Genomic DNA, 17,859 nt, shown 5'->3' on the forward strand with positions numbered 1-17,859 from the left:
ATCAGGCGAACCACCAGCGTTCGATGAAGCGCTGGCTGTCCAGATCCCACATCTCCGAGATCTGCTCGGGCATCTGCACCTTCTCGTTCATCGCCGAGACGTACTGGCCGAAGGCGGGGATGAGCGCGCCGCCGTCGGTCTGGCAGAGCTGCTGCATCTCGCCGTACATCTCGGTCCTGCGCGCGGAATCGAGCTCGGCGCGCGCGGCGAGCAGGAGCTCGTTGAACCGCTCGTTCTGCCACTTCGTCGCGTTCCAGTCCGCGTCGGCGGCATAGCCGGCCGAGAACATCAGGTCGGGCGTCGGGCGACCGCCCCAGTAGCTCGTGCAGAACGGCTTCTGCAGCCAGACGTTCGACCAGTAGCCGTCGTCGGGCTCGCGCGTGACGTTGACATTGATGCCGGCAGCCTTCGCGGCCTCCGAGAACAGCACCGAGGCGTCAACCGCGCCGTTGAAGGCCGCGTCGGCGGTGTGCAGCGTGACGTCGAGGCTGTCGAGACCCGCCTTGCCGAGGTAGTGCCGGGCCTTGTCCGGATCGTAGGCGTGCTGCGCGAGATCGGCATTGTAGAACGGCATCGAGCTGGCGATCGGGTGGTCGTTGCCGACGGTGCCGTAGCCCTTCAGCACCTTCTGCACGATCGCCTCGCGGTCGATGGCGTGCTTGAGCGCCAGCCGCACGTTCACGTCGTCGAAGGGCGCGGTCGTCACGTGCATCGGCATCGTGTAGTGCAGCGTGCCGTCCTGCGTGTGGATGCGGATGTTCGGGCTGCGCTCGAGCATGTGGATCGTCTTGAGGTCCGGCCGGTCGATCAGGTCGACCTCGCCCGTCATCAGCGCGTTCATCCGCGCCGCGGCGTCGCCGACCTTGAGGATCGTCACGCGGTCGAAATGCGCGGCGCCCTGCTTCCAGTAGTCGTCGCGGCGCGCGAGCTCGATCCTGACGCCGGGCTCGAAGCTCTCGATCACGTAGCCGCCGGTGCCGATCCGGCTGTCGGGGTCGATCGTCCCGTCGCCCCGGTCCTGCCGGATGGTCAGGTGGTAGTCGTTGAAGATGAACGGGAAATCGGCGTTGCCGGCAGCCAGCGTGAAAACCACGACATTGTCGCCGTCGGCGTGGATGTCCTCGATCTGCGCGAGCAGCGGCTTCACGCCCGACTTCGACTGGTCGCCCATGTGGTGGCGGATCGAGGCGACCACGTCCTGCGCGCTGACCGTCTTGCCGTCCGAGAAGGTCGCGTCGTCGCGCAGCCGGAACGTCCAGGTCGCGGCGTCGGGCGTCGCCTCGAAGCTTTCGGCGAGGTCGGGCTTCGCGCTGCCATCGGGCGCGATCTCGATCAGGGTCGAGAAGACCGCGTAGCTCGTCGCGAACATGAAGTCGTTGGAATAGGTCGCGGGGTCGAGCGAGTCCGAGGTGCTGCCCTGCGTGAAGCCCACGCGCAGCGTGCCGCCCTTCTGCGGCTCGGCCGCGCGGGCGCGGTAGGGGCTCAGGCCGAGCGCCATGCCGGCGGCCGCGGTGCCCGCGAGAAAGCCGCGGCGGGTCGGGGAGGTGAAGCTGATGGACTGGGTCAAAATGGTACCTCTTCTGTTCCGTTTCCTGCCCCGGCGGCCCAAGGCTGCCGGAGGATCGATCGGGGCGCGCGCGCGCATTCGGGCGCGCCGGGGGCGGGGTCACCGCCCCGTCATCTCAGCCCGCGAGCGTGATCGCCTTGGCGCGGGTATAGGCGTCGAGCCCTTCGAGCCCCTTCTCCCGGCCGAAGCCGGACTTGCGGTTGCCGCCGAAGGGAAGCTCGATTCCGCCGGCCCAGTAGTCGTTGACCGTGACCTGGCCGGCATCGATGGCGCGGGCGACGCGCAGTGCGCGGCCGGTATCGCGCGTGTAGATGCCGGCATTCAAGGCGAAATCGGTTCCGTTCGCCAGCGCCACCGCCTCGTCCTCCGACGAGAACCCCTGAACGGCGAGCACCGGGCCGAAGATTTCCTGCGTCACCGCCTCGTCGGCGGGATCGGTCGTGTCGAGGATCGTGGGCTCGAAGAACCAGCCCGTGCCGGTCTCGGGATCGGTGGTGACCGACCCGCCGGTCAGCACCGGCACCCCGCGGTCGCGCGCGCGGGCGACGAAGCCCGCGACCTTGTCGAGGTGGCCGGCCGAGTTGATCGCGCCCATGTCGGGCGTGCGCAGGCCGTGGCCGAGTTCCAGCGCGCGCGCCTTCTCGACGAGGCGCGGCAGCACCGCGTCGCGCAGCCCCTCGTGCAGCAGGAGCCTCGAGCCGGCAGAGCAGATCTGTCCGGAATTCGAGAAGATCGCCCAGAGTGCGCCGTCGGCCACCGCCTCGGGATCGGCATCCTCGAAGGCCACGAGCGGGGACTTTCCGCCAAGCTCCAGCGTCAGCCCGGTGACGTTGGGCGCGACCGCGCGCATCACGTCGATCCCGGTGGCGACCGAGCCGGTGAAGGTCACGTGGTTCACGCGCGCATCGGCGACGAGCGGCGCGCCGGCGGCGCGCCCGGTCCCGGTGACGACGTTGACCACGCCCGCGGGCAGGCCCGCCGCGACCAGGAGCTCGGCGATCAGCAGTGCGGTGAAGGGCGTCGTCTCGGCCGGCTTGACCACTGCCGAACACCCGGCGGCCAGCGCCGGGGCGATGCCGCGGACGAGTGTCGAGGTCGGGTAGTTCCACGGCACGATGTGCGCCGTCACGCCGACCGGTTCGCGCAGGGTGAAGGCGGCGGCGTCGGAGCCGAGATTGACCGACCGGCCGTCGAGCTTGTCCGCCGCGCCGGCATAATACTCGAACAGCCTTGCCGAGCCCGCGACATCGCCCCGCGCCTCGGCGAGGCTCTTGCCGCTGTCGAGCGATTCCACGACCGCCAGCCGGTCGGCATGGGCCCGCAGCGTGCGGGCGATCTCGTTCAGGACCGCGCAACGCTCGGCCGGGCTGCGCCGGCGCCAGGTCTCGAAGCCCCGCTTTGCCGCGTCGAGCGCGCGGTCCACGTCCTGCGCGTCGCCCGCCGCGAAGGGAGCGTAGGCGCGGCCCGTGCCGGGATCGAAGCTGTCCATCATGCCGCCACCCTCGGGCGCCACGAAGGCGCCGTCGATGAAGTGGCCGCGGGGCAGGTCGGGCAGGGTGCCGGTCTCGAAATAGGTGGTGATCAGGGCATCGGCGTTCATGCGTCGGCCTCGCTTTTCAGGTAGGTGGATTTCGACAGCCATTCGGGGGCGATCTCGACGCCCCAGCCCGGCGCGTCGGTGACGCGGACGCGGCCGTCGGTGATGCGGTAGGGGCTCTCGACGAAGAGGTCGTCCTGCCACGGATAGTAGTCCGGCCCTTCGATCGAGAGCTCGAGATAGCGGCCCGCCAGGGGCAGCGCGCGCATCAGGTGCATGGTGAAGAGCGTCACCATCGACAGATTGGCGGCATGGGGCGTGCAGGGCAGGCCCGCCCCCGCGGCCATGCGGGCGACCTGCAGGGTGCGGGTGATGCCGCCGAGATAGAGGATGTCGGGCTGCACGATGTCGACCGCGCGCATGGCGACCATCCGTTCCCAGGTCCCGAGGTCCCAGTCCTGTTCGCCGCCCGCAACGTCGATCCCGAGCGCGCGGGTGACCTCGGCCGTCTCCTCGAGCCGCCAGTAGCGGCAGGGTTCCTCGAAGTGCTCGAAACCCTCGGCCTCGAGCATCCGGCCGACCTCGATCGCGCGCGGCGGCGAAAAGCCGGAATTGGCGTCGGCCAGGAGGGCTGCATCCGGGCCGAGCGCGCGGCGCAGCGCGGGCACGATCGCCTCGGTGCGCCCGGGCCATTCGTCGATGTCGTTGCCGCATTGGGCGCCCACCCGCAGCTTGAACGCGTCGAAGCCGTGGCGGTCGCGCAGCTGCAGCATGCGCGCCGCCTCGTCCTCCGGCGCGATGTCGCGCCGCATCGAGGACGCGTAGGCGCGGATGTCTCCGGCCGTGCCGCCCAGAAGCTCGGCGACGGGGCGCCCGGCACGCCGGCCGCGCCAGTCCCACGCGGCGGTGTCGAGGCCAGCGAGCGCCCGCATCAGGTAGGTCCCGGGATACTTGTGCTCGCGCTCGGGGATCTCGGCCACGACCGCCTCGAGCGCGTCGATGCCGCGCCCGAGCGCCCAGGGCGCCACCTGACGGTGGAAAACCTGCGCGGTGATGTCGGCGTTGTAGGTGGACACCTGGCCCCAGCCCTGCGCGCCGTCCTCGGTGGTCAGCCGGACAAAGCCCACGAGCGGGGTCGCGAATGTCTCGAGCCGGGCGATGCGCGGGCCGGTATCCGCGGCGCCGCGGCCGGCCTTCGGCATCGCGCCCGAGGCGGAATAGGGCGTCGCGGTCATGCGGCCTCCAGGATCAGGTCGGCGGCGCGGTGGGCCACCATCATCGTCGGCGCGTTGGTGTTGCCCGAGGTGATGTTCGGAAAGACGGAGGCATCGACCACGCGCAGCCCCTCGAACCCGTGCAGGCGGAGCCGCGGGTCGACCACCGACGCGCCCTGATCGGCGCCCATCCGGCAGGTCCCCACGGGGTGGAAGACGGTGCCGCAGCGGGCGCGGAAATCCTCGAGGATCGCCTCGCCGTCGAGGGTGCGCAGGTCCGGTTCGAGCGCGCGGTCGACGAGGCCCTGCAGCGCCGGCGTCTGCATGATCCGGCGGCAGAGCCTGCCGCCTGCGATGACCGCGGCGCGGTCCTCCTCGGTCGAGAGCGCGTTCGAGCGGATCCGCGGCGCGTCGTCCGGGTCGGCCGAGGCGATGTCGATCCGCCCGCGGCTCGTGGGCCGCGTCGGCTGGTAGCCGATGATGAAGCCCGGGAAGGGATCGGGGTTGACCACGTTGCGGGTGCCGCTCGGCGTGGTCGAGTAGCTGACCGGGTTGAAGTAGATCTGCTGGTCGGGATGCGGCTGTGCAGGGTCCGACCGGAAGAGCCCGCCGCACTGGTTGACCGACAATGCGAGCGGGCCGCGCCGGGTCAGCGCATAGCGGAGCGCCGCCTTCGCCTTGCCCCAGAACGGGCGCAGGTCGTCGTTGAGCGTGGGCTCGGTGGCGCGGAAGAAGTAGTTGAGCCCGAGATGGTCCTGCAGGTTGCCGCCCACATGCGGCATGTCGGCGCGCACGTCGATCCCGTGCCCGCGCAGAAGCGCCGCCGGCCCGATGCCGGACAGCTGCAGGAGCCGCGGCGAGGTCACCGCACCCGCGGACAGGATGATCTCGCGCCCGGCGTGCAGGGTTTCCGCCCGGCCGTTCGCGCGCAGCTCCACATGTGTGGCGCGCCGTCCGTCGAAGCCGATGCGGCCCACGGTCACGCCGGTGCGCAGCGTGACGTTCGGCCGCTTCAGCGCGGGCGACAGGTAGGCGCGCGCCGCCGAGTGGCGCAGCCCGTTGCGGGTCGTGATCCGGTAGGTGGTGGCGCCCTCGGCCTCGGCCCCGTTGCAATCGTCGGTCCGGGGCAGCCCGGCCTCCGCGACCCCCGCGAAGAAATGGCGCGTCACCCGGTGCACCTGGTCCGAGACGTCCTGCACGTGCAGGGGGCCGGTGCCCTCGCGGCGTCCGTCCGCGGCGACGCGGGTCTCCATCGCCTCGAAGGTCCGGCGGGCCGCGTCCCAGTCCCAGCCGGTCGCCCCGGCGGCGGCCCAGTCGTCGAAATCGTTCGGCAGCCCGCGCGCCCAGACCAGCGCGTTGATCGAGCTCGACCCGCCGACCACCTTGCCGCGCGGCCAGTAGTCGCTGCGCCCTCCGAGCCCGGCCTCGGGGGCGCTGTGGTAGCGCCAGTTGAGGCGCGGGTGAAAGAACGTCTTGCCGTAGCCCAGCGGGAGCCGGACCCAGGGCGAGCGGTCGCGCGCGCCGGCCTCGAGCACCAGCACCCGGTGCCGGCCGCTGGCGCTCAGCCGCTCCGCCAGCACGCAGCCGGCGGAACCCGCGCCGATGATGATGTAGTCGTAGCTTGCCAAACCGGAGCCTGCCTTGCCTGAAAGGATCGGGCGTACCCTGTCAGATCGGGCGCGGAAGGCCCTAACGAAAAAAAATTCGCAAGAACCGCGAAAAATTTCGCAACACACGCTAGTGTCGGCGGCATGTTCGACGAACTTCCCCCGCTGCCCTGGCTCAGGTCCTTCGAGGCGACCGCGCGGCTCGGCACCTTCACCCGCGCCGCGGAAGAGCTGAACCTGACGCCCTCCGCGGTCAGCTACCAGGTGCGCGCGCTCGAGGCGCGGCTCGGTCACCGGCTCTTCGAGCGGCGCCGGCGCACGCTGGTCCTGACGCGGCTCGCGCAGGCCTACCTGCCGGTCGTCACCAAGGCGTTCGGCGACATCGACGCCAGCACCGCCGGGGTGTTCGGGCGCTCGGGCGGCGAGCGGCTGACGCTGCGCTGCATGAACTCGCTGAACGTGCTGTGGCTCGCGCCGCGGATCGCGGATTTCCGCGCGCGCCACCCGGATGTCGGGTTGAGCCTCCTGTCGGCGTCATGGGCCGAGGGCAGCGACAGCGCGCTCATCGACCTCGACATCCGCTACGGCGAGGGGCTCTGGTCGGATGGCGAGGTCATCCCGCTCATGCGGCACGCCGCGCAACCGGTCTGCGCGCCCGCGCGCGCGGGCGGGCTCGGCGCGCTCGAGGCGGGGCCGCTCATCGAGATGGCGGGTGTCGTCGACACCTGGCAGCATTTCTTCGGCCTGCACCTGCCGGGCCGCGCGCCGCCGGTGCCCGATTACGTGGTCGACACCTCGCTCGTGGCGCTCGACCTTGCGGAACGCGGCCTCGGCCACGCGCTCGTCGCTGACGTCTTCGCTCGGCCCTATCTCGAGGCGGGGCGGCTGGTGCGGTCCTGTCCGCAGGAGCTGTCGGCGCGCCACGGCCATTTCATCGTGGTGCCGGCGCGCGCCGATCGCAACCGGCACGGCGTGCAGGCGATGATCGACTGGCTGCAGGAGGTGGCGACGGACGCGCCGTGACCGGCGGCAGGCTCAGCCGGTGCCGAGCGTCCGCGCCCAGGCGACCGCCGCCCCGGCCGCCGTGGCCAGGTGATCGTCCCGAGTGGCCCCGGTCACCCGCTTGCGCGGCGCCAGGTCGTGGTCGCCGTCCTCGAGCCAGCAGACCCGGATGCGGTCCGACAGCGGGTAGCGCGCGACCTCCTCCCGCGTGCCGAAGGGGTCGCGCGTGCCCTGGCAGATCAGCGTCGGCGTCGCGAGCGCGCCGAGGTGCGCGGTGCGGAGACGGTCGGGTCTGCCCTTCGGATGGAACGGGTAGCCGAGGCAGAGAAGGCCCGCGATGCGGCCGGAACCGAACATCTCGTCGGCGACGAGGCTTGCCACGCGGCCGCCCATGGACTTGCCGCCGATGACCAGCGGGCCGGTGCGGGGCAGGGCGTCGATCGCGGCCCGGTATTCGTCGGCGAGCAGGTCGACATCAGGCGGGGGCCGCTTCGGACCGCCGGTGCGGCGCGCGGCCATGTAGGCGAACTCGAACCGCGCGACACGCAGCCCGCCCCGGGCGAGATGGCCGGCAAGCGCCGTCATCCACGCCGTGTCCATGGGGGCACCCGCCCCGTGCGCCAGAAGGACCGTCGTGCCGTCCGGGCTGACGCCGTCCAGAAGGAAGCTCATCGCGCCTGCCGCCCCCAATGCGAAAGGGCGCCCGCCGGGGACGCCCTCCGAGGAGATCGGTGCCGGGGGATCAGTGTGTCCACATGCCCCGGCGGTCGAAGGCGAAGTTTTCGGCGTAGCCGCGCGGGCGGACATTGGCGCGGCGCTTCTTCGGTTCGAAGATGTCGGCCTCGATGCCGTGGTCGCGGGCGTATTCCTCGGCCTCCTCGCGGGTGTCGAAGCGCAGGCGGACCTGCGCCTGCGTGTCGTCGGACGAGGTCCAGCCCATCAACGGGTCGACCTTGCGCGGGCTGCCCTGAAGGAACTCGAGCACCCAGTGCCTGGTCCGCGCCTGGCCGGACGACATCGCGGTCTTGGACGGCTGGTAGATTCGCGCACGCATGGTCTTCGGGGCTCCGTTCGTTGCTGCGGGCAGCACTATGGGCGTTCGTGCCCGCGGGCGCAAGGCGCCGGTGACGGGCGGGAACACTCGCGCGGCGGCCGTGTTCCCCTGATGTTGCCACCGACGACCGGAAGGACCAACCGCCATGAAAGCGATCCACGCAGCCATCCTCGCCGCCGGCATTCCCGCCCTCGCGGCCGCGCAGACCGACAGCGGCCCGGGGACCGGAGCCGATGACGGGGGCAGCGCCACCGCCATGCTGCAAGGCACCGACGGCACCGAACACGGCACGGTGAACATCCAGCAGACCCCGTCGGGCCAGGTGATGGTGACGCTCGACCTCACCGACATCCCCGAGGGGCCGCACGGCTTCCACTTCCACGAGACCGGCGACTGCTCGGCCGACGACTTCTCGTCCGCGGGCGGGCACATCGCGGGTGACGCCGAGCACGGCGTGCTCGTCGAGGCCGGGCCGCATCCCGGCGACTTCCCGAACATCACCGCGGGCAGCGACGGCATCGTCCAGGTGTCCTACTTCAACGAGCGGATCGACGTCGAAGACCACCTGATGGACGAGGACGGCGCGGCCGTGGTCGTGCATTTGGGCGCCGACGATTATGCGAGCCAGCCGGCGGGCGATGCTGGCGACCGCATCGCCTGCGGTGAGATCCGCCCGGCTGGCTGATCCCGCGTGCCCTGACGCCACGCGCGCGGCACGGGCGGGGTTGAACCTGCCCGTGCAAACATCAAGTCTCTGGCACATCCGCCGGAGACGTCCCCATGCACAACAACCGCCCCGATGACATGCCCGCGCTCCTGCACGCGCCCGCCCAGGACGTGGCCGTGCGCGAGAAGCTCGAGGGCGGCAAGCGCTTCGTCATGCACACGGAATATTCCGCGGCGGGCGACCAGCCGGCGGCGATCGCCGAGCTGAGCGCGGCGGTCAAGGCGGGCGAGCGCAACCAGGTGCTGCTCGGGGCGACCGGCACCGGCAAGACCTTCACCATGGCCAAGGTGATCGAGGAGACCCAGCGCCCCGCGATCATCCTCGCGCCCAACAAGACGCTCGCGGCCCAGCTCTACGGCGAGTTCAAGCAGTTCTTCCCCGAGAACGCGGTCGAGTACTTTGTCAGCTACTACGACTACTACCAGCCCGAGGCCTACGTGCCGCGGTCGGACACGTATATCGAGAAGGAAAGCCAGATCAACGAGCAGATCGACCGCATGCGCCACTCGGCGACGCGGGCGCTGCTCGAACGCGACGACGTGGTGATCGTCGCCTCGGTCTCGTGCATCTACGGCATCGGTTCGGTCGAGACCTACGGCGCGATGACGCTCGACCTCTTCACGGGGCGCGAATACGACCAGCGGCAGGTCATGGCGGACCTCGTGGCGCAGCAGTACAAGCGCAACGACCAGGCGTTCCAGCGCGGGTCGTTCCGGGTGCGGGGCGACGTGCTCGAGGTCTGGCCCGCGCACCTCGAGGACCGCGCTTGGCGCTTCTCGTTCTTCGGCGAGGAGCTCGAGGCGATCACCGAGTTCGATCCGCTGACCGGGCAGAAGACCGGCAGCTTCGAGCGCATCCGCGTCTATGCCAACTCGCACTACGTCACCCCGCGCCCGACGCTCAAGCAGGCGGTGGTGCACATCAAGAAGGAGCTGCGCCAGCGGCTCGACCAGCTGGTGAACGAGGGCAAGCTGCTCGAGGCGCAGCGGCTCGAGCAGCGCACCAATTTCGACATCGAGATGCTCGAGGCCACGGGCACCTGCAACGGGATCGAGAACTATTCGCGCTACCTGACGGGCCGTGCCCCGGGCGAGCCGCCGCCGACCCTGTTCGAGTTCATCCCCGACAACGCCATCGTCTTCGCCGACGAGAGCCACGTCAGCGTGCCGCAGATCGGCGGCATGTACCGCGGCGACTACCGGCGCAAGTTCACGCTGGCCGAGCACGGCTTCCGCCTGCCGTCCTGCATGGACAACCGCCCGCTCAAGTTCGAGGAATGGGACGCCATGCGCCCGCAATCGATCTTCGTCTCGGCGACGCCCTCGAACTGGGAGATCGAGCAGGCTGGCGGCGTCTTCGTTGAACAGGTGATCCGCCCCACGGGCCTCGTGGACCCGCAGGTCGAGATCCGGCCCGTGGAGATGCAGGTGGACGACCTGCTGGACGAGATCCGCAAGGTCAGCCAGGCGGGCTTCCGCACGCTCTGCACGGTGCTGACGAAACGCATGGCCGAGGACCTGACCGAGTACCTGCACGAGCAGGGCGTGCGTGTGCGCTACATGCATTCCGACATCGACACGATCGAGCGGATCGAGATCCTGCGCGACCTGCGGCTCGGCGCCTTCGACTGCCTCGTGGGCATCAACCTCTTGCGCGAGGGGCTCGACATCCCGGAATGCGGGCTCGTGGCGATCCTCGACGCCGACAAGGAAGGGTTCCTGCGGTCGGAAACCTCGCTGATCCAGACGATCGGCCGCGCCGCGCGGAACTCCGAGGGCCGGGTCATCATGTACGCCGACCGCATGACCGGCTCGATGGAGCGCGCCATCGGCGAGACCAACCGCCGCCGGGAAAAGCAGATCGCCTACAACGTGGAACACGGCATCACGCCCGCGACCATCAAGAAGAACGTCGACGACATCCTTGCCGGCCTCTACCAGGGCGACGTGGACATGAACCGCGTCACCGCCAAAATCGACGACAAGCGCGCCGGGTCGAACATGCAGGCGGTGCTCGAGGGGCTGCGCGAGGACATGCGCAAGGCCGCCGAGAACCTCGAGTTCGAGGAGGCCGCGCGCCTGCGGGACGAGGTCAAGCGGCTCGAGGCGGTCGATCTCGCCGTGGCCGACGACCCGCTGGCACGCCAGCAGGCTGTCGACCGGGCGTCCGAGGAGGCGACCAAGCGCTCGGGCCGCTCGACCGCCGGCCGTCCGGGCCAGCGGGGCGGCAACGTTCAGCGCCGCAAGAAGCACTGAGGGTCGGGACGGGCAGGGCGTTCCGCGGGGCCGCGGAACGCGTTGCGCCGGAACGCGTTCGGTTCACAGATCCCTGAACTCGGAGCCCTCCATGGAATACGGACTTTTCGGACTTATCGTCCTCATCCTCGACATCTACGCGATCTACCAGATCCTGACCTCCGGCGCCTCGACGCTGGCCAAGGTGCTCTGGACGCTCGCGATCCTGATCCTGCCGATCCTCGGCTTCATCGTGTGGCTGCTGGCGGGACCGCGCGGACGCTCTGTCCGCGCCTGACCCAAGGCACCCGAACGACCGGCGCGGCCGCTCCCCCCGGGGGGCGGCCGCGTGCCGTTCCGGCCTAGCGCACCACGTGGACGGAGCAGGGCGCGTGGCGCACCACCCGGCCGGCGGTCGAGCCCAGGAACCAGTCCTGCAGTCCCGGCCTGTGCGAGCGGATGACCACGAGGTCGAAGCCGTGCGCGCGCACGGTCTCGACGATGGTGGCAGCGGGCGATCCGGTGACTGCGCGGACCCTGACATCCGGCATGTCGCGGAACGCCTCGGTCAGCTTGTCCCGCATGTCGGCGCAGGAGCGTTCGTAAACCTCGAGCGGCACCTCGGCCGCGACGTAGAGCGGGATCACCTCGAGCACGGACAGGGCGTGGATCTCGGCCCCCTCGGCGGCCAGCGCGCGGGCCACGGCCATCGAGTCCGCGATGGCCTCGACATGGTCGGGCGCGACGGGGATCAGGATCTTGCGATGCATGTGCGGCACCTCCTTCGTGGGTGCCGCGACCTTGGCAGCGCCGCGGGCGGCGCGCCTTGATCCATGTCATGCGGCCCGCGGACCTCAGCCGCAGCGCAGTTGCAGGATCGTGCCGTCCGCGTCGGTCTCGATGTTCAGCCGCTCAGGATTGTAGTCCATCGTCGCCATGCTGTCGGGCCCAAGGACGCGGATGTTGCGGTCGGCGGGCAGGGTGACCGCGGCGATGTTCGCGCCGACGAGCGCGGCGTAGTCATTCGCGCCGCAGGCATCGGTGTCCGCGGGCTGCGCGTCGGGCGTGCAGGCGGCAAGGACCAGCGCCGCGGCGGCGCCGAGCGCCAGCGCCGGGATCGGGAGGCGGGGACGGGACTGGGACATGAGCGGACCTTTCGTTCTCATCACAACAGCTTGCGGCCGCCGTGGCGCTGCCGCAAGGGCGTCGACGGGACCGTCGGCGGTGCTATGCTGACGGCAATTCGAGGAGACCCGCCATGCCCGTTCCCCCGCCGCTCCGGTTGATGCCCGCGCTGGCGCTCTGCGCGCTCGCGGCCTGCGCCACCCCGGTCGAGCGCTGCGTGTCGCAGGCGACGGAAAGCCTGCGCGCCGCCGAGGGCGAACTGAAGGAGCTCGAGGCGACGCTCGCGCGCGGCTATGCCGTCGAGACCGAGATCCGCACCTACCCGGTCTTCGTGACCTGCGGCGGCTACCGCACCGGCGTCGCGCCCTATCCGTGCGTGCGCGACCGCGTGGTGCGCTCGCCCAAGCGCGTGCCCGTCGACCTGGCCGAGGTGCGCCGCCGCGCGAGCGACATCCGCGAGCGCCTGCCGGCGCTGCAGGCTTCGGCCGATCAGGGCGCCGCGCAGTGCCGCGCCGCCTATGCCGCGGCCGCCGGGGCGGCCCCCGCCACCCCTTGACAGGTGCCGGAACTTGGCGTTTCAAATCGCGCGTGAGGGGCCGTAGCTCAGCCGGGAGAGCGCGTCGTTCGCAATGACGAGGTCAGGGGTTCGATCCCCCTCGGCTCCACCATGATCCGCACATTCCCGCGTCACCCGTCCGGTCACAGCGCCTTGCAGAGCCGCAGCGCGTCGTAGATCGCCGCGTGGGTGTTGCGCGCCGCCACCGCGTCGCCGATGCGGAACAGCCGGTAGGTGCCGTCGGGGTTGCGCACGACCTCCTGCGGCCGTCCGGCGATCAGCGCATCGTAATCGACCTCGCCGAGATTGGACGATCCGTCGCGCAGCTCGAAATAGACGTCGTCGAGGGGCCGCGTGCCGTGGTTGACCACCACCTGGTCGACGCGGCGCTCGCGGGTGACCCCGCCATAGTCGCTGCCGAGCGTGGCGCAAAGCACGTTGCCCTCCCGGCGCACCGCCTCGAGCGTCCAGGTCACGGTGAAGGTCACGTCGCGCTTCTGCAGCTCGCGCATGGCCGGGGTCAGCGACATCGCCATCACCTCGGACGCGACGGTGCGGTCGCGGGTCACGATCTCGACCCGGGCGCCGGTCGCGGCGATCTTCTCGGCGGCCTGCAGGCCGGCATAGTCGCCCGCGTCGTCGTAGATCAGCACCGTCTCGCCCGGCGCGGCGTCGCCCGACAGGATGTCCCAGGCGGAGACGACCAGTCCGTTGCCCTCGGCCAGGACGTCGGTGTGGGGCAGGCCGCCCGTGGCGATGATCACCACGTCGGGGGCGTCGGCCCGCACCGTCTGCGCGTCGGCAAAGCTGTTGAAGCGGAAGCCGACGCCGCGCCGCGTGCATTCCGCGAACCGCCACTGGACCAGCTGCATCATCTCGGCCCGGCGCGGGGTCTGCGCCGTCAGCCGCACCTGGCCGCCCGGGTCGTTCGCGGCCTCGTGCACGATCACCGCGTGCCCGCGCTCGGCCGCGACGCGCGCGGCCTCGAGACCCGCGGGACCCGCGCCCACGATCACCACGCGGCGCCGCGCCTCGGCCTGCGGCACCACGTGCGGCTGTTCCAGTTCGCGCCCCGTCGCCGGGTTGTGCAGGCAGAGCGCCATGCCTCCCTGGTAGATGCGGTCGAGGCAGTAGTTCGCGCCCACGCACGGACGGATGCGGTCCTCCTCGCCGCGCAGGATCTTGGCCACGATGTGGGGGTCGGCCATGTGCGCGCGGGTCATGCCCACCATGTCGAGCTTGCCGCTGGCGATCGCGTGCCGCGCGGTCGCCACGTCCTGGATCTTGGCCGCGTGGAAGGTCGGGAACTGCGTCGCCGCGCGGATCTCGCCCGCGAAGTCGAGATGCGGGTTCGACCGCATGCCCTGCACCGGGATCACGTCGGTCAGGCCCGCATCGGTGTCGATGTGCCCGCGGATGACGTTCAGGAAGTCGACGAGTCCGCTGGCCTTCAGGCGCTGCGAGATCTCGATGCCTTCGGCCTTGGTGATGCCGCCGGCCAGGTCCTCGTCCGCGACGTAGCGGATGCCCACGAGGAAGTCGTCGCCGACCCGCGCGCGGACCGCGTGCAGCACTTCCATCGACAGCCGCATGCGGTTCTCGAGACTGCCGCCATAGGCCCCGTCGAGGTCGTTCGTCACGGGCGACCAGAACTGGTCGAGGAGGTGCCCGTAGGCCTGCAGCTCGATCCCGTCGAGCCCTGCCTCCTTCATCCGCTCGGCGGCGTCGGCATAGTCCGCGACGATGCGGGCGATGTCCCAGTCCTCGGCCTTCTTCGGGAATGCCTTGTGCGAGGCCTCGCGCTCGTGGCTCGCCGACACCACGGGCAGCCAGTCCGCCTTGTCCCAGCGCGTGCGCCGCCCGAGATGCGTGAGCTGGATCATCACCGCGCAGTCGTGGTCGTGGCACTCGTCGGACAGCTTGCGCATCCAGCCCACCACCTCGTCCTTCCAGGCGAGGATGTTGTTGAAGACCGGCGGACTGTCCCGCGACACCGATGCCGATCCCGCGGTCATGGTCAGCGCGACGCCCGCCCGCGCGCGCTCGGCATGGTAGGCGCGGTAGCGGTCCTTGGGCATCCCGTCCTCGGGATAGGCCGGCTCGTGGCTGGTGATCATCAGCCGGTTCTTCAGCCGCAGGTGCTTCAGATCGTAGGGCTGCAACAGGGGATCGGCGGACATGTCGGGCCTCCACGGGATGTGCGGGGCAGGGATGATGGAAATGTTCACATATGTCAAGTTCGACGTCACCTGCGTACAATCCTGTTGTGGCGGGGGCCTGGCGCGCCTATGGTCGCGCCATGCAGAGCGCAGGGGACAGTGCGCCGGACAAGGCGTCGGGATGGCGGGGATCGCGCGAGATGTGGCTCGACGCGGCCAAGCGCGCCTTTCTCGAGGCGGGGCTCGACGCGGTGAAGATCCAGCCGCTGGCAAGCCGGCTGAACATCTCGCGCACGAGCTTCTACTGGTTCTTCAAGGACCGGAACGCGCTTCTCGACGCGCTGCTCGAACACTGGGACGCCAAGAACACCGGCGCGTTCGAGACCGCCTGCGCGGCCTATGCCGAAACCATCGCCGAGGCGATCCTCAACCTGATCGTGGTCTTCCACGACGAGGCGGAGTTCGAGCCGCAGTTCGATTTCGCGGTGCGCGGCTGGGCGCACCAGTCCGACGCGGTGATGGCGCGGGTGAATGCCGCGGACGACCGCAGGCTCGCGGCGATCCGGGCGATGTTCGAGCGGTTCGGATACGGTGCCGAGGACGCGGACGTGCGCGCGCGCACGGTCTACCTCGTCCAGATCGGCTACATCTCGATGCAGGTGCGCGAGGACCGCGCGGCGCGCATGGCGCGCGTGCCGTCCTACGTGCGCATCTACTGCGGGACCGCGCCGGCCCCGAACGAGCTGGCGCGGTTCCATGCGCGGCTGGGCTTCGACCCCGCCGCGTGAGCGCGCTCAGGCCGGCTGGCCGGCGCCGATCTCCTGGATCGAAGTGAAGCCCTCGAAGCGCGGCGCGCCCTCGTAGAGCTTGCGCGTCTCGCCGGCCCCGGCATGGGCGGCGCGGAACTGCGCGCTGGTGGTCCAGGCGCGGAAATGCGCCTCGCTCTGCCAGATCGTGTGCGAGGCATAGAGGATGCGCCCGTCCTCCTCGGGGCCCTTGAGCATGTGGAAGGACACGAAGCCGTCCATGTCCTTCAGGTGGCTCTCGCGCGAGAGCCAGAGGTCCTCGAATTCCGCGGCGTTCTCGAGCGGTACGGTGAAACGGTTCATGGCAAGGTACATGGATGGGTCTCCTCGATCGTTTGGTGCCGCCTGCGGTGCACCGGGTCCGGGGGGAAGGTAGGCCGCGCGCCCCGGGGACGAAACCCGGCAGGGCGGATGCGTGCCGATGTCAGGCAGAGGCCGCGTGCGGCAGGATGTAGGGCACGTCCTCGGGTGGCGGGGCGCTGACCCGCAGGGCGCAGCCATAGGCGCGGGACAGGATGGTGTCGGTCAGGACGGTGCGCGGCGTGCCGGTCGCGAGAAGCCGGCCCTCGGCCAGCACCGCCACCCGGTCGGCGAAGAGCGCGGTCAGGTTCAGGTCGTGCATCACCGCGATCACGCCGCCGCCCGCGCGGGCAAAGCGCCGGGCGATCTCCATCACCTGGAGCTGGTGCGCGATGTCGAGGCTCGACACCGGTTCGTCGAGCAGCAGCCAGCGCGGCCGGCCCTCCTCCACCGGCGCCCAGACCTGCGCGAGCACGCGCGCCAGCATGACGCGCTGCGCTTCGCCGCCCGACAGGTCCTGGAAGGTGCGGTCGGCATGGTGCGCGAGCCCCACGCGCGCGAGCGCCTGCAACGGCACGTCCGGACGGTCTCCGGCGGTCCCGGCCTGCTGCCCGAGGCGCACGACCTCGAGGACGCGGAACGGAAAGGCGAGGCGCGAGGCCTGCGGCAGCACCGCGCGCTCGGCCGCGAGTTCCCACGGTTTCATGCCGGCGATGTCGCGGCCGTTCAGGCGCACGCGTCCCTCGTGGGGCAGCGTCGCCGTGAGCGCGCCGAGCAGCGTGGACTTGCCCGACCCGTTCGGGCCGACGATGGCGGTCACGTGCCCCGCCTCGGCCGCGAGGTCGACGCCCTGCAGGACCTCGCGGCCGCCGTAGCGCACGCGGATGGCTTCGGCGATCAGGCTCATCCGTCGACGAGCCCCCGCCGGCGCAGCAGGATCCACAGGAAGACCGGCGCGCCGAGGATTGCGGTCACGATCCCGATGGGCAGTTCCGCCGGCGCGATGACGACCCGGGCGATGACGTCCGCGAGGATCAGCAGCGTCGCGCCCAGAAGGGCCGCGTTCGGCAGGAGCGTCCGATGGTCCGGGCCCGAGGCGAGGCGCAGGAGGTGCGGCACCACGATGCCGACGAACCCGATCCCGCCCGAGACGGCGACCGCGGCGCCGGTGGCGCCCGCCACGGCGAGGATCGCCACCGCTTTCATGCGCTGGACGTCGATGCCGATATGCGCCGCCGTCGCCTCGCCGAGCGCGAGCCCGTTCAGCGCGCGCCCGAGCAGGACCGCCGCGCCGAGCGCGAGCGCGATCATCGGGCCCGCGGCCGCGACCTTGGCCCAGCTCGCGCCGGCGAGCGATCCGAGGCCCCAGAAGGTCAGGTCGCGCAGCTGCTGGTCGTCGGCGATGTAGACGAGGATGCCCGACAGCGCTCCTGCCAGGGCCCCGAGCGCGATCCCTGCAAGGAGCATGGTCGCGACCGAGGTCCGTCCGCCCCGCGTCGCCACACGGTAGAGGAGGAGCGTCGAGCCCCAGCCGCCGAGAAAGGCCGCGACGGGCACGAGCTGGTTGCCCGCGAGGTCGCGCGCCCAGACGGGCAGGAGCCCGCCGAGCACGATGGCGAGGATCGCGCCCAGGCCCGCGCCCGCACCGACGCCGACGATGCCCGGATCGGCGAGCGGATTGCGGAAGAGCCCCTGCATGACCGCGCCCGACACGGCGAGGGCGGCACCCACGAGGAGGCCCATGGCGAGCCGCGGCAGCCGGATGTCGAGGAGCACGATGCGCTCCATCTGGCCGAGCGCCTCGCCCTGGACGAGCTTTGCCAGAAGCGCGCTCAGGCGCACGTCGGTGGCGCCGACCTCGAGGCTCGCGGCGGAGGCGAGCACGAGCGCCGCCGCGAGCGCCCAGTGCAGCGCACGCGCGCGGCTCAGCCGGTCGCGGGGCGGGGCCTGCACGTCGGTCAGCGCGGCCAC

18 protein-coding genes and 1 tRNA gene are annotated in these 17,859 nt (G+C 71.0%); 7 read left to right on the forward strand and 12 right to left on the reverse strand.

The genetic code is table 11. The annotated features are described in order from the left end of the window. Position 1: 1 nt before the first annotated feature. From RISW2_RS14860 to RISW2_RS14875, 4 genes are all read right to left on the reverse strand, one after another. The gene (locus tag RISW2_RS14860) at positions 2-1,567 is read right to left on the reverse strand and encodes an ABC transporter substrate-binding protein (RefSeq protein ID WP_043772701.1); all 1,566 of its coding nucleotides are present in this window, start codon (positions 1,565-1,567) and stop codon (positions 2-4) included. Between the two features lie 115 nt (positions 1,568-1,682). Further along, complete coding sequence (locus RISW2_RS14865) at positions 1,683-3,167, reverse strand: aldehyde dehydrogenase family protein (RefSeq protein ID WP_043772704.1); 1,485 nt, start codon at positions 3,165-3,167, stop codon at positions 1,683-1,685. Continuing rightward, positions 3,164-4,339, reverse strand: a complete 1,176-nt coding sequence (locus RISW2_RS14870; RefSeq protein WP_043772707.1) for a mandelate racemase/muconate lactonizing enzyme family protein — start codon at positions 4,337-4,339, stop codon at positions 3,164-3,166. Before RISW2_RS14870 ends, RISW2_RS14865 begins: the two co-directional genes overlap by 4 nt. Beyond that, positions 4,336-5,946 (reverse strand): GMC family oxidoreductase, encoded by a 1,611-nt coding sequence (locus tag RISW2_RS14875; protein WP_043772710.1) that lies wholly within the window; start codon positions 5,944-5,946, stop codon positions 4,336-4,338. The genes RISW2_RS14870 and RISW2_RS14875 overlap by 4 nt, the downstream gene beginning before the upstream one ends. 123 nt (positions 5,947-6,069) lie before the next feature. Here RISW2_RS14875 and RISW2_RS14880 point away from each other — a divergent pair, with 123 nt between their 5' ends. Then, complete coding sequence (locus RISW2_RS14880; RefSeq protein ID WP_043772713.1) at positions 6,070-6,948, forward strand: LysR substrate-binding domain-containing protein; 879 nt, start codon at positions 6,070-6,072, stop codon at positions 6,946-6,948. 12 nt (positions 6,949-6,960) lie between these two features. Here the strand turns inward: RISW2_RS14880 and RISW2_RS14885 are convergent, their stop codons facing one another. Both RISW2_RS14885 and RISW2_RS14890 read right to left on the reverse strand, forming a co-directional pair. Further along, the gene (locus RISW2_RS14885) at positions 6,961-7,599 is read right to left on the reverse strand and encodes an alpha/beta fold hydrolase (RefSeq protein WP_043772716.1); all 639 of its coding nucleotides are present in this window, start codon (positions 7,597-7,599) and stop codon (positions 6,961-6,963) included. 70 nt (positions 7,600-7,669) lie between these two features. Next, positions 7,670-7,981: an ETC complex I subunit gene (locus RISW2_RS14890; protein ID WP_043772718.1), complete on the reverse strand. Its 312-nt coding sequence runs from the start codon at positions 7,979-7,981 to the stop codon at positions 7,670-7,672. 145 nt (positions 7,982-8,126) lie between these two features. Between RISW2_RS14890 and RISW2_RS14895 the strand changes: the two genes are divergently transcribed. From RISW2_RS14895 to RISW2_RS14905, 3 genes are all read left to right on the forward strand, one after another. Beyond that, positions 8,127-8,666, forward strand: coding sequence for a superoxide dismutase family protein (locus RISW2_RS14895; protein ID WP_043772720.1), 540 nt, complete (start codon positions 8,127-8,129; stop codon positions 8,664-8,666). A 95-nt stretch (positions 8,667-8,761) separates the two neighbouring features. Further along, the gene (gene uvrB / locus RISW2_RS14900; protein WP_043772722.1) at positions 8,762-10,963 is read left to right on the forward strand and encodes an excinuclease ABC subunit UvrB; all 2,202 of its coding nucleotides are present in this window, start codon (positions 8,762-8,764) and stop codon (positions 10,961-10,963) included. Positions 10,964-11,054: 91 nt separating this feature from the next. Beyond that, on the forward strand, positions 11,055-11,240 hold the full coding sequence (locus RISW2_RS14905; protein ID WP_043772724.1) for a PLD nuclease N-terminal domain-containing protein: 186 nt from the start codon (positions 11,055-11,057) through the stop codon (positions 11,238-11,240). A gap of 64 nt (positions 11,241-11,304) precedes the next feature. Here RISW2_RS14905 and RISW2_RS14910 read toward each other — a convergent pair whose 3' ends face one another. Together RISW2_RS14910 and RISW2_RS14915 are read right to left on the reverse strand one after the other, a co-directional pair. Next, a complete protein-coding gene (locus RISW2_RS14910; RefSeq protein WP_043772725.1) occupies positions 11,305-11,712 on the reverse strand; it encodes a universal stress protein in 408 nt (135 codons plus the stop codon). An 84-nt stretch (positions 11,713-11,796) separates the two neighbouring features. Further along, positions 11,797-12,087 carry an I78 family peptidase inhibitor gene (locus RISW2_RS14915; protein ID WP_051492058.1) on the reverse strand — a complete coding sequence of 97 codons (291 nt, stop codon included), beginning with the start codon at positions 12,085-12,087 and terminating at the stop codon, positions 11,797-11,799. 113 nt (positions 12,088-12,200) lie between these two features. Between RISW2_RS14915 and RISW2_RS23580 the strand changes: the two genes are divergently transcribed. Then, a complete protein-coding gene (locus RISW2_RS23580; protein ID WP_051492059.1) occupies positions 12,201-12,623 on the forward strand; it encodes a hypothetical protein in 423 nt (140 codons plus the stop codon). A gap of 36 nt (positions 12,624-12,659) precedes the next feature. Continuing rightward, positions 12,660-12,735, forward strand: a tRNA-Ala gene (locus RISW2_RS14925). Between the two features lie 31 nt (positions 12,736-12,766). On the opposite strand, the gene RISW2_RS14930 is transcribed toward RISW2_RS14925, so the two are convergent. After that, positions 12,767-14,803: an NADH:flavin oxidoreductase gene (locus RISW2_RS14930; protein WP_043772727.1), complete on the reverse strand. Its 2,037-nt coding sequence runs from the start codon at positions 14,801-14,803 to the stop codon at positions 12,767-12,769. Between the two features lie 179 nt (positions 14,804-14,982). Between RISW2_RS14930 and RISW2_RS14935 the strand changes: the two genes are divergently transcribed. Further along, positions 14,983-15,570 carry a TetR/AcrR family transcriptional regulator gene (locus RISW2_RS14935; protein WP_244437581.1) on the forward strand — a complete coding sequence of 196 codons (588 nt, stop codon included), beginning with the start codon at positions 14,983-14,985 and terminating at the stop codon, positions 15,568-15,570. 6 nt (positions 15,571-15,576) lie between these two features. Here RISW2_RS14935 and hmuQ read toward each other — a convergent pair whose 3' ends face one another. The 3 genes from hmuQ to RISW2_RS14950 all read right to left on the reverse strand — a co-directional run bounded on the left by hmuQ (position 15,577) and on the right by RISW2_RS14950 (position 17,859). Beyond that, positions 15,577-15,903: a heme-degrading protein HmuQ gene (gene hmuQ / locus RISW2_RS14940; protein WP_043772730.1), complete on the reverse strand. Its 327-nt coding sequence runs from the start codon at positions 15,901-15,903 to the stop codon at positions 15,577-15,579. Between the two features lie 109 nt (positions 15,904-16,012). Continuing rightward, positions 16,013-16,795, reverse strand: coding sequence for a heme ABC transporter ATP-binding protein (locus RISW2_RS14945; RefSeq protein WP_043772732.1), 783 nt, complete (start codon positions 16,793-16,795; stop codon positions 16,013-16,015). Further along, positions 16,792-17,859 carry a FecCD family ABC transporter permease gene (locus tag RISW2_RS14950; RefSeq protein WP_051492060.1) on the reverse strand — a complete coding sequence of 356 codons (1,068 nt, stop codon included), beginning with the start codon at positions 17,857-17,859 and terminating at the stop codon, positions 16,792-16,794. Before RISW2_RS14950 ends, RISW2_RS14945 begins: the two co-directional genes overlap by 4 nt.

It is taken from the genome of Roseivivax isoporae LMG 25204 (assembly GCF_000521865.1).
Lineage (GTDB): Bacteria > Pseudomonadota > Alphaproteobacteria > Rhodobacterales > Rhodobacteraceae > Roseivivax > Roseivivax isoporae.

Coding starts and splice junctions, on each gene's coding strand:
- RISW2_RS14865 (WP_043772704.1), bottom strand. CDS start 3,167: ATGAACGCCGATGCCCTGATCACCACCTATTTCGAGACCGGCACCCTG.
- RISW2_RS14870 (WP_043772707.1), bottom strand. CDS start 4,339: ATGACCGCGACGCCCTATTCCGCCTCGGGCGCGATGCCGAAGGCCGGC.
- RISW2_RS14880 (WP_043772713.1), top strand. CDS start 6,070: ATGTTCGACGAACTTCCCCCGCTGCCCTGGCTCAGGTCCTTCGAGGCG.
- RISW2_RS14885 (WP_043772716.1), bottom strand. CDS start 7,599: ATGAGCTTCCTTCTGGACGGCGTCAGCCCGGACGGCACGACGGTCCTT.
- RISW2_RS14890 (WP_043772718.1), bottom strand. CDS start 7,981: ATGCGTGCGCGAATCTACCAGCCGTCCAAGACCGCGATGTCGTCCGGC.
- RISW2_RS14895 (WP_043772720.1), top strand. CDS start 8,127: ATGAAAGCGATCCACGCAGCCATCCTCGCCGCCGGCATTCCCGCCCTC.
- uvrB (WP_043772722.1), top strand. CDS start 8,762: ATGCACAACAACCGCCCCGATGACATGCCCGCGCTCCTGCACGCGCCC.
- RISW2_RS14905 (WP_043772724.1), top strand. CDS start 11,055: ATGGAATACGGACTTTTCGGACTTATCGTCCTCATCCTCGACATCTAC.
- RISW2_RS14910 (WP_043772725.1), bottom strand. CDS start 11,712: ATGCATCGCAAGATCCTGATCCCCGTCGCGCCCGACCATGTCGAGGCC.
- RISW2_RS14915 (WP_051492058.1), bottom strand. CDS start 12,087: ATGTCCCAGTCCCGTCCCCGCCTCCCGATCCCGGCGCTGGCGCTCGGC.
- RISW2_RS23580 (WP_051492059.1), top strand. CDS start 12,201: ATGCCCGTTCCCCCGCCGCTCCGGTTGATGCCCGCGCTGGCGCTCTGC.
- RISW2_RS14930 (WP_043772727.1), bottom strand. CDS start 14,803: ATGTCCGCCGATCCCCTGTTGCAGCCCTACGATCTGAAGCACCTGCGG.
- RISW2_RS14935 (WP_244437581.1), top strand. CDS start 14,983: ATGTGGCTCGACGCGGCCAAGCGCGCCTTTCTCGAGGCGGGGCTCGAC.
- hmuQ (WP_043772730.1), bottom strand. CDS start 15,903: ATGTACCTTGCCATGAACCGTTTCACCGTACCGCTCGAGAACGCCGCG.
- RISW2_RS14945 (WP_043772732.1), bottom strand. CDS start 16,795: ATGAGCCTGATCGCCGAAGCCATCCGCGTGCGCTACGGCGGCCGCGAG.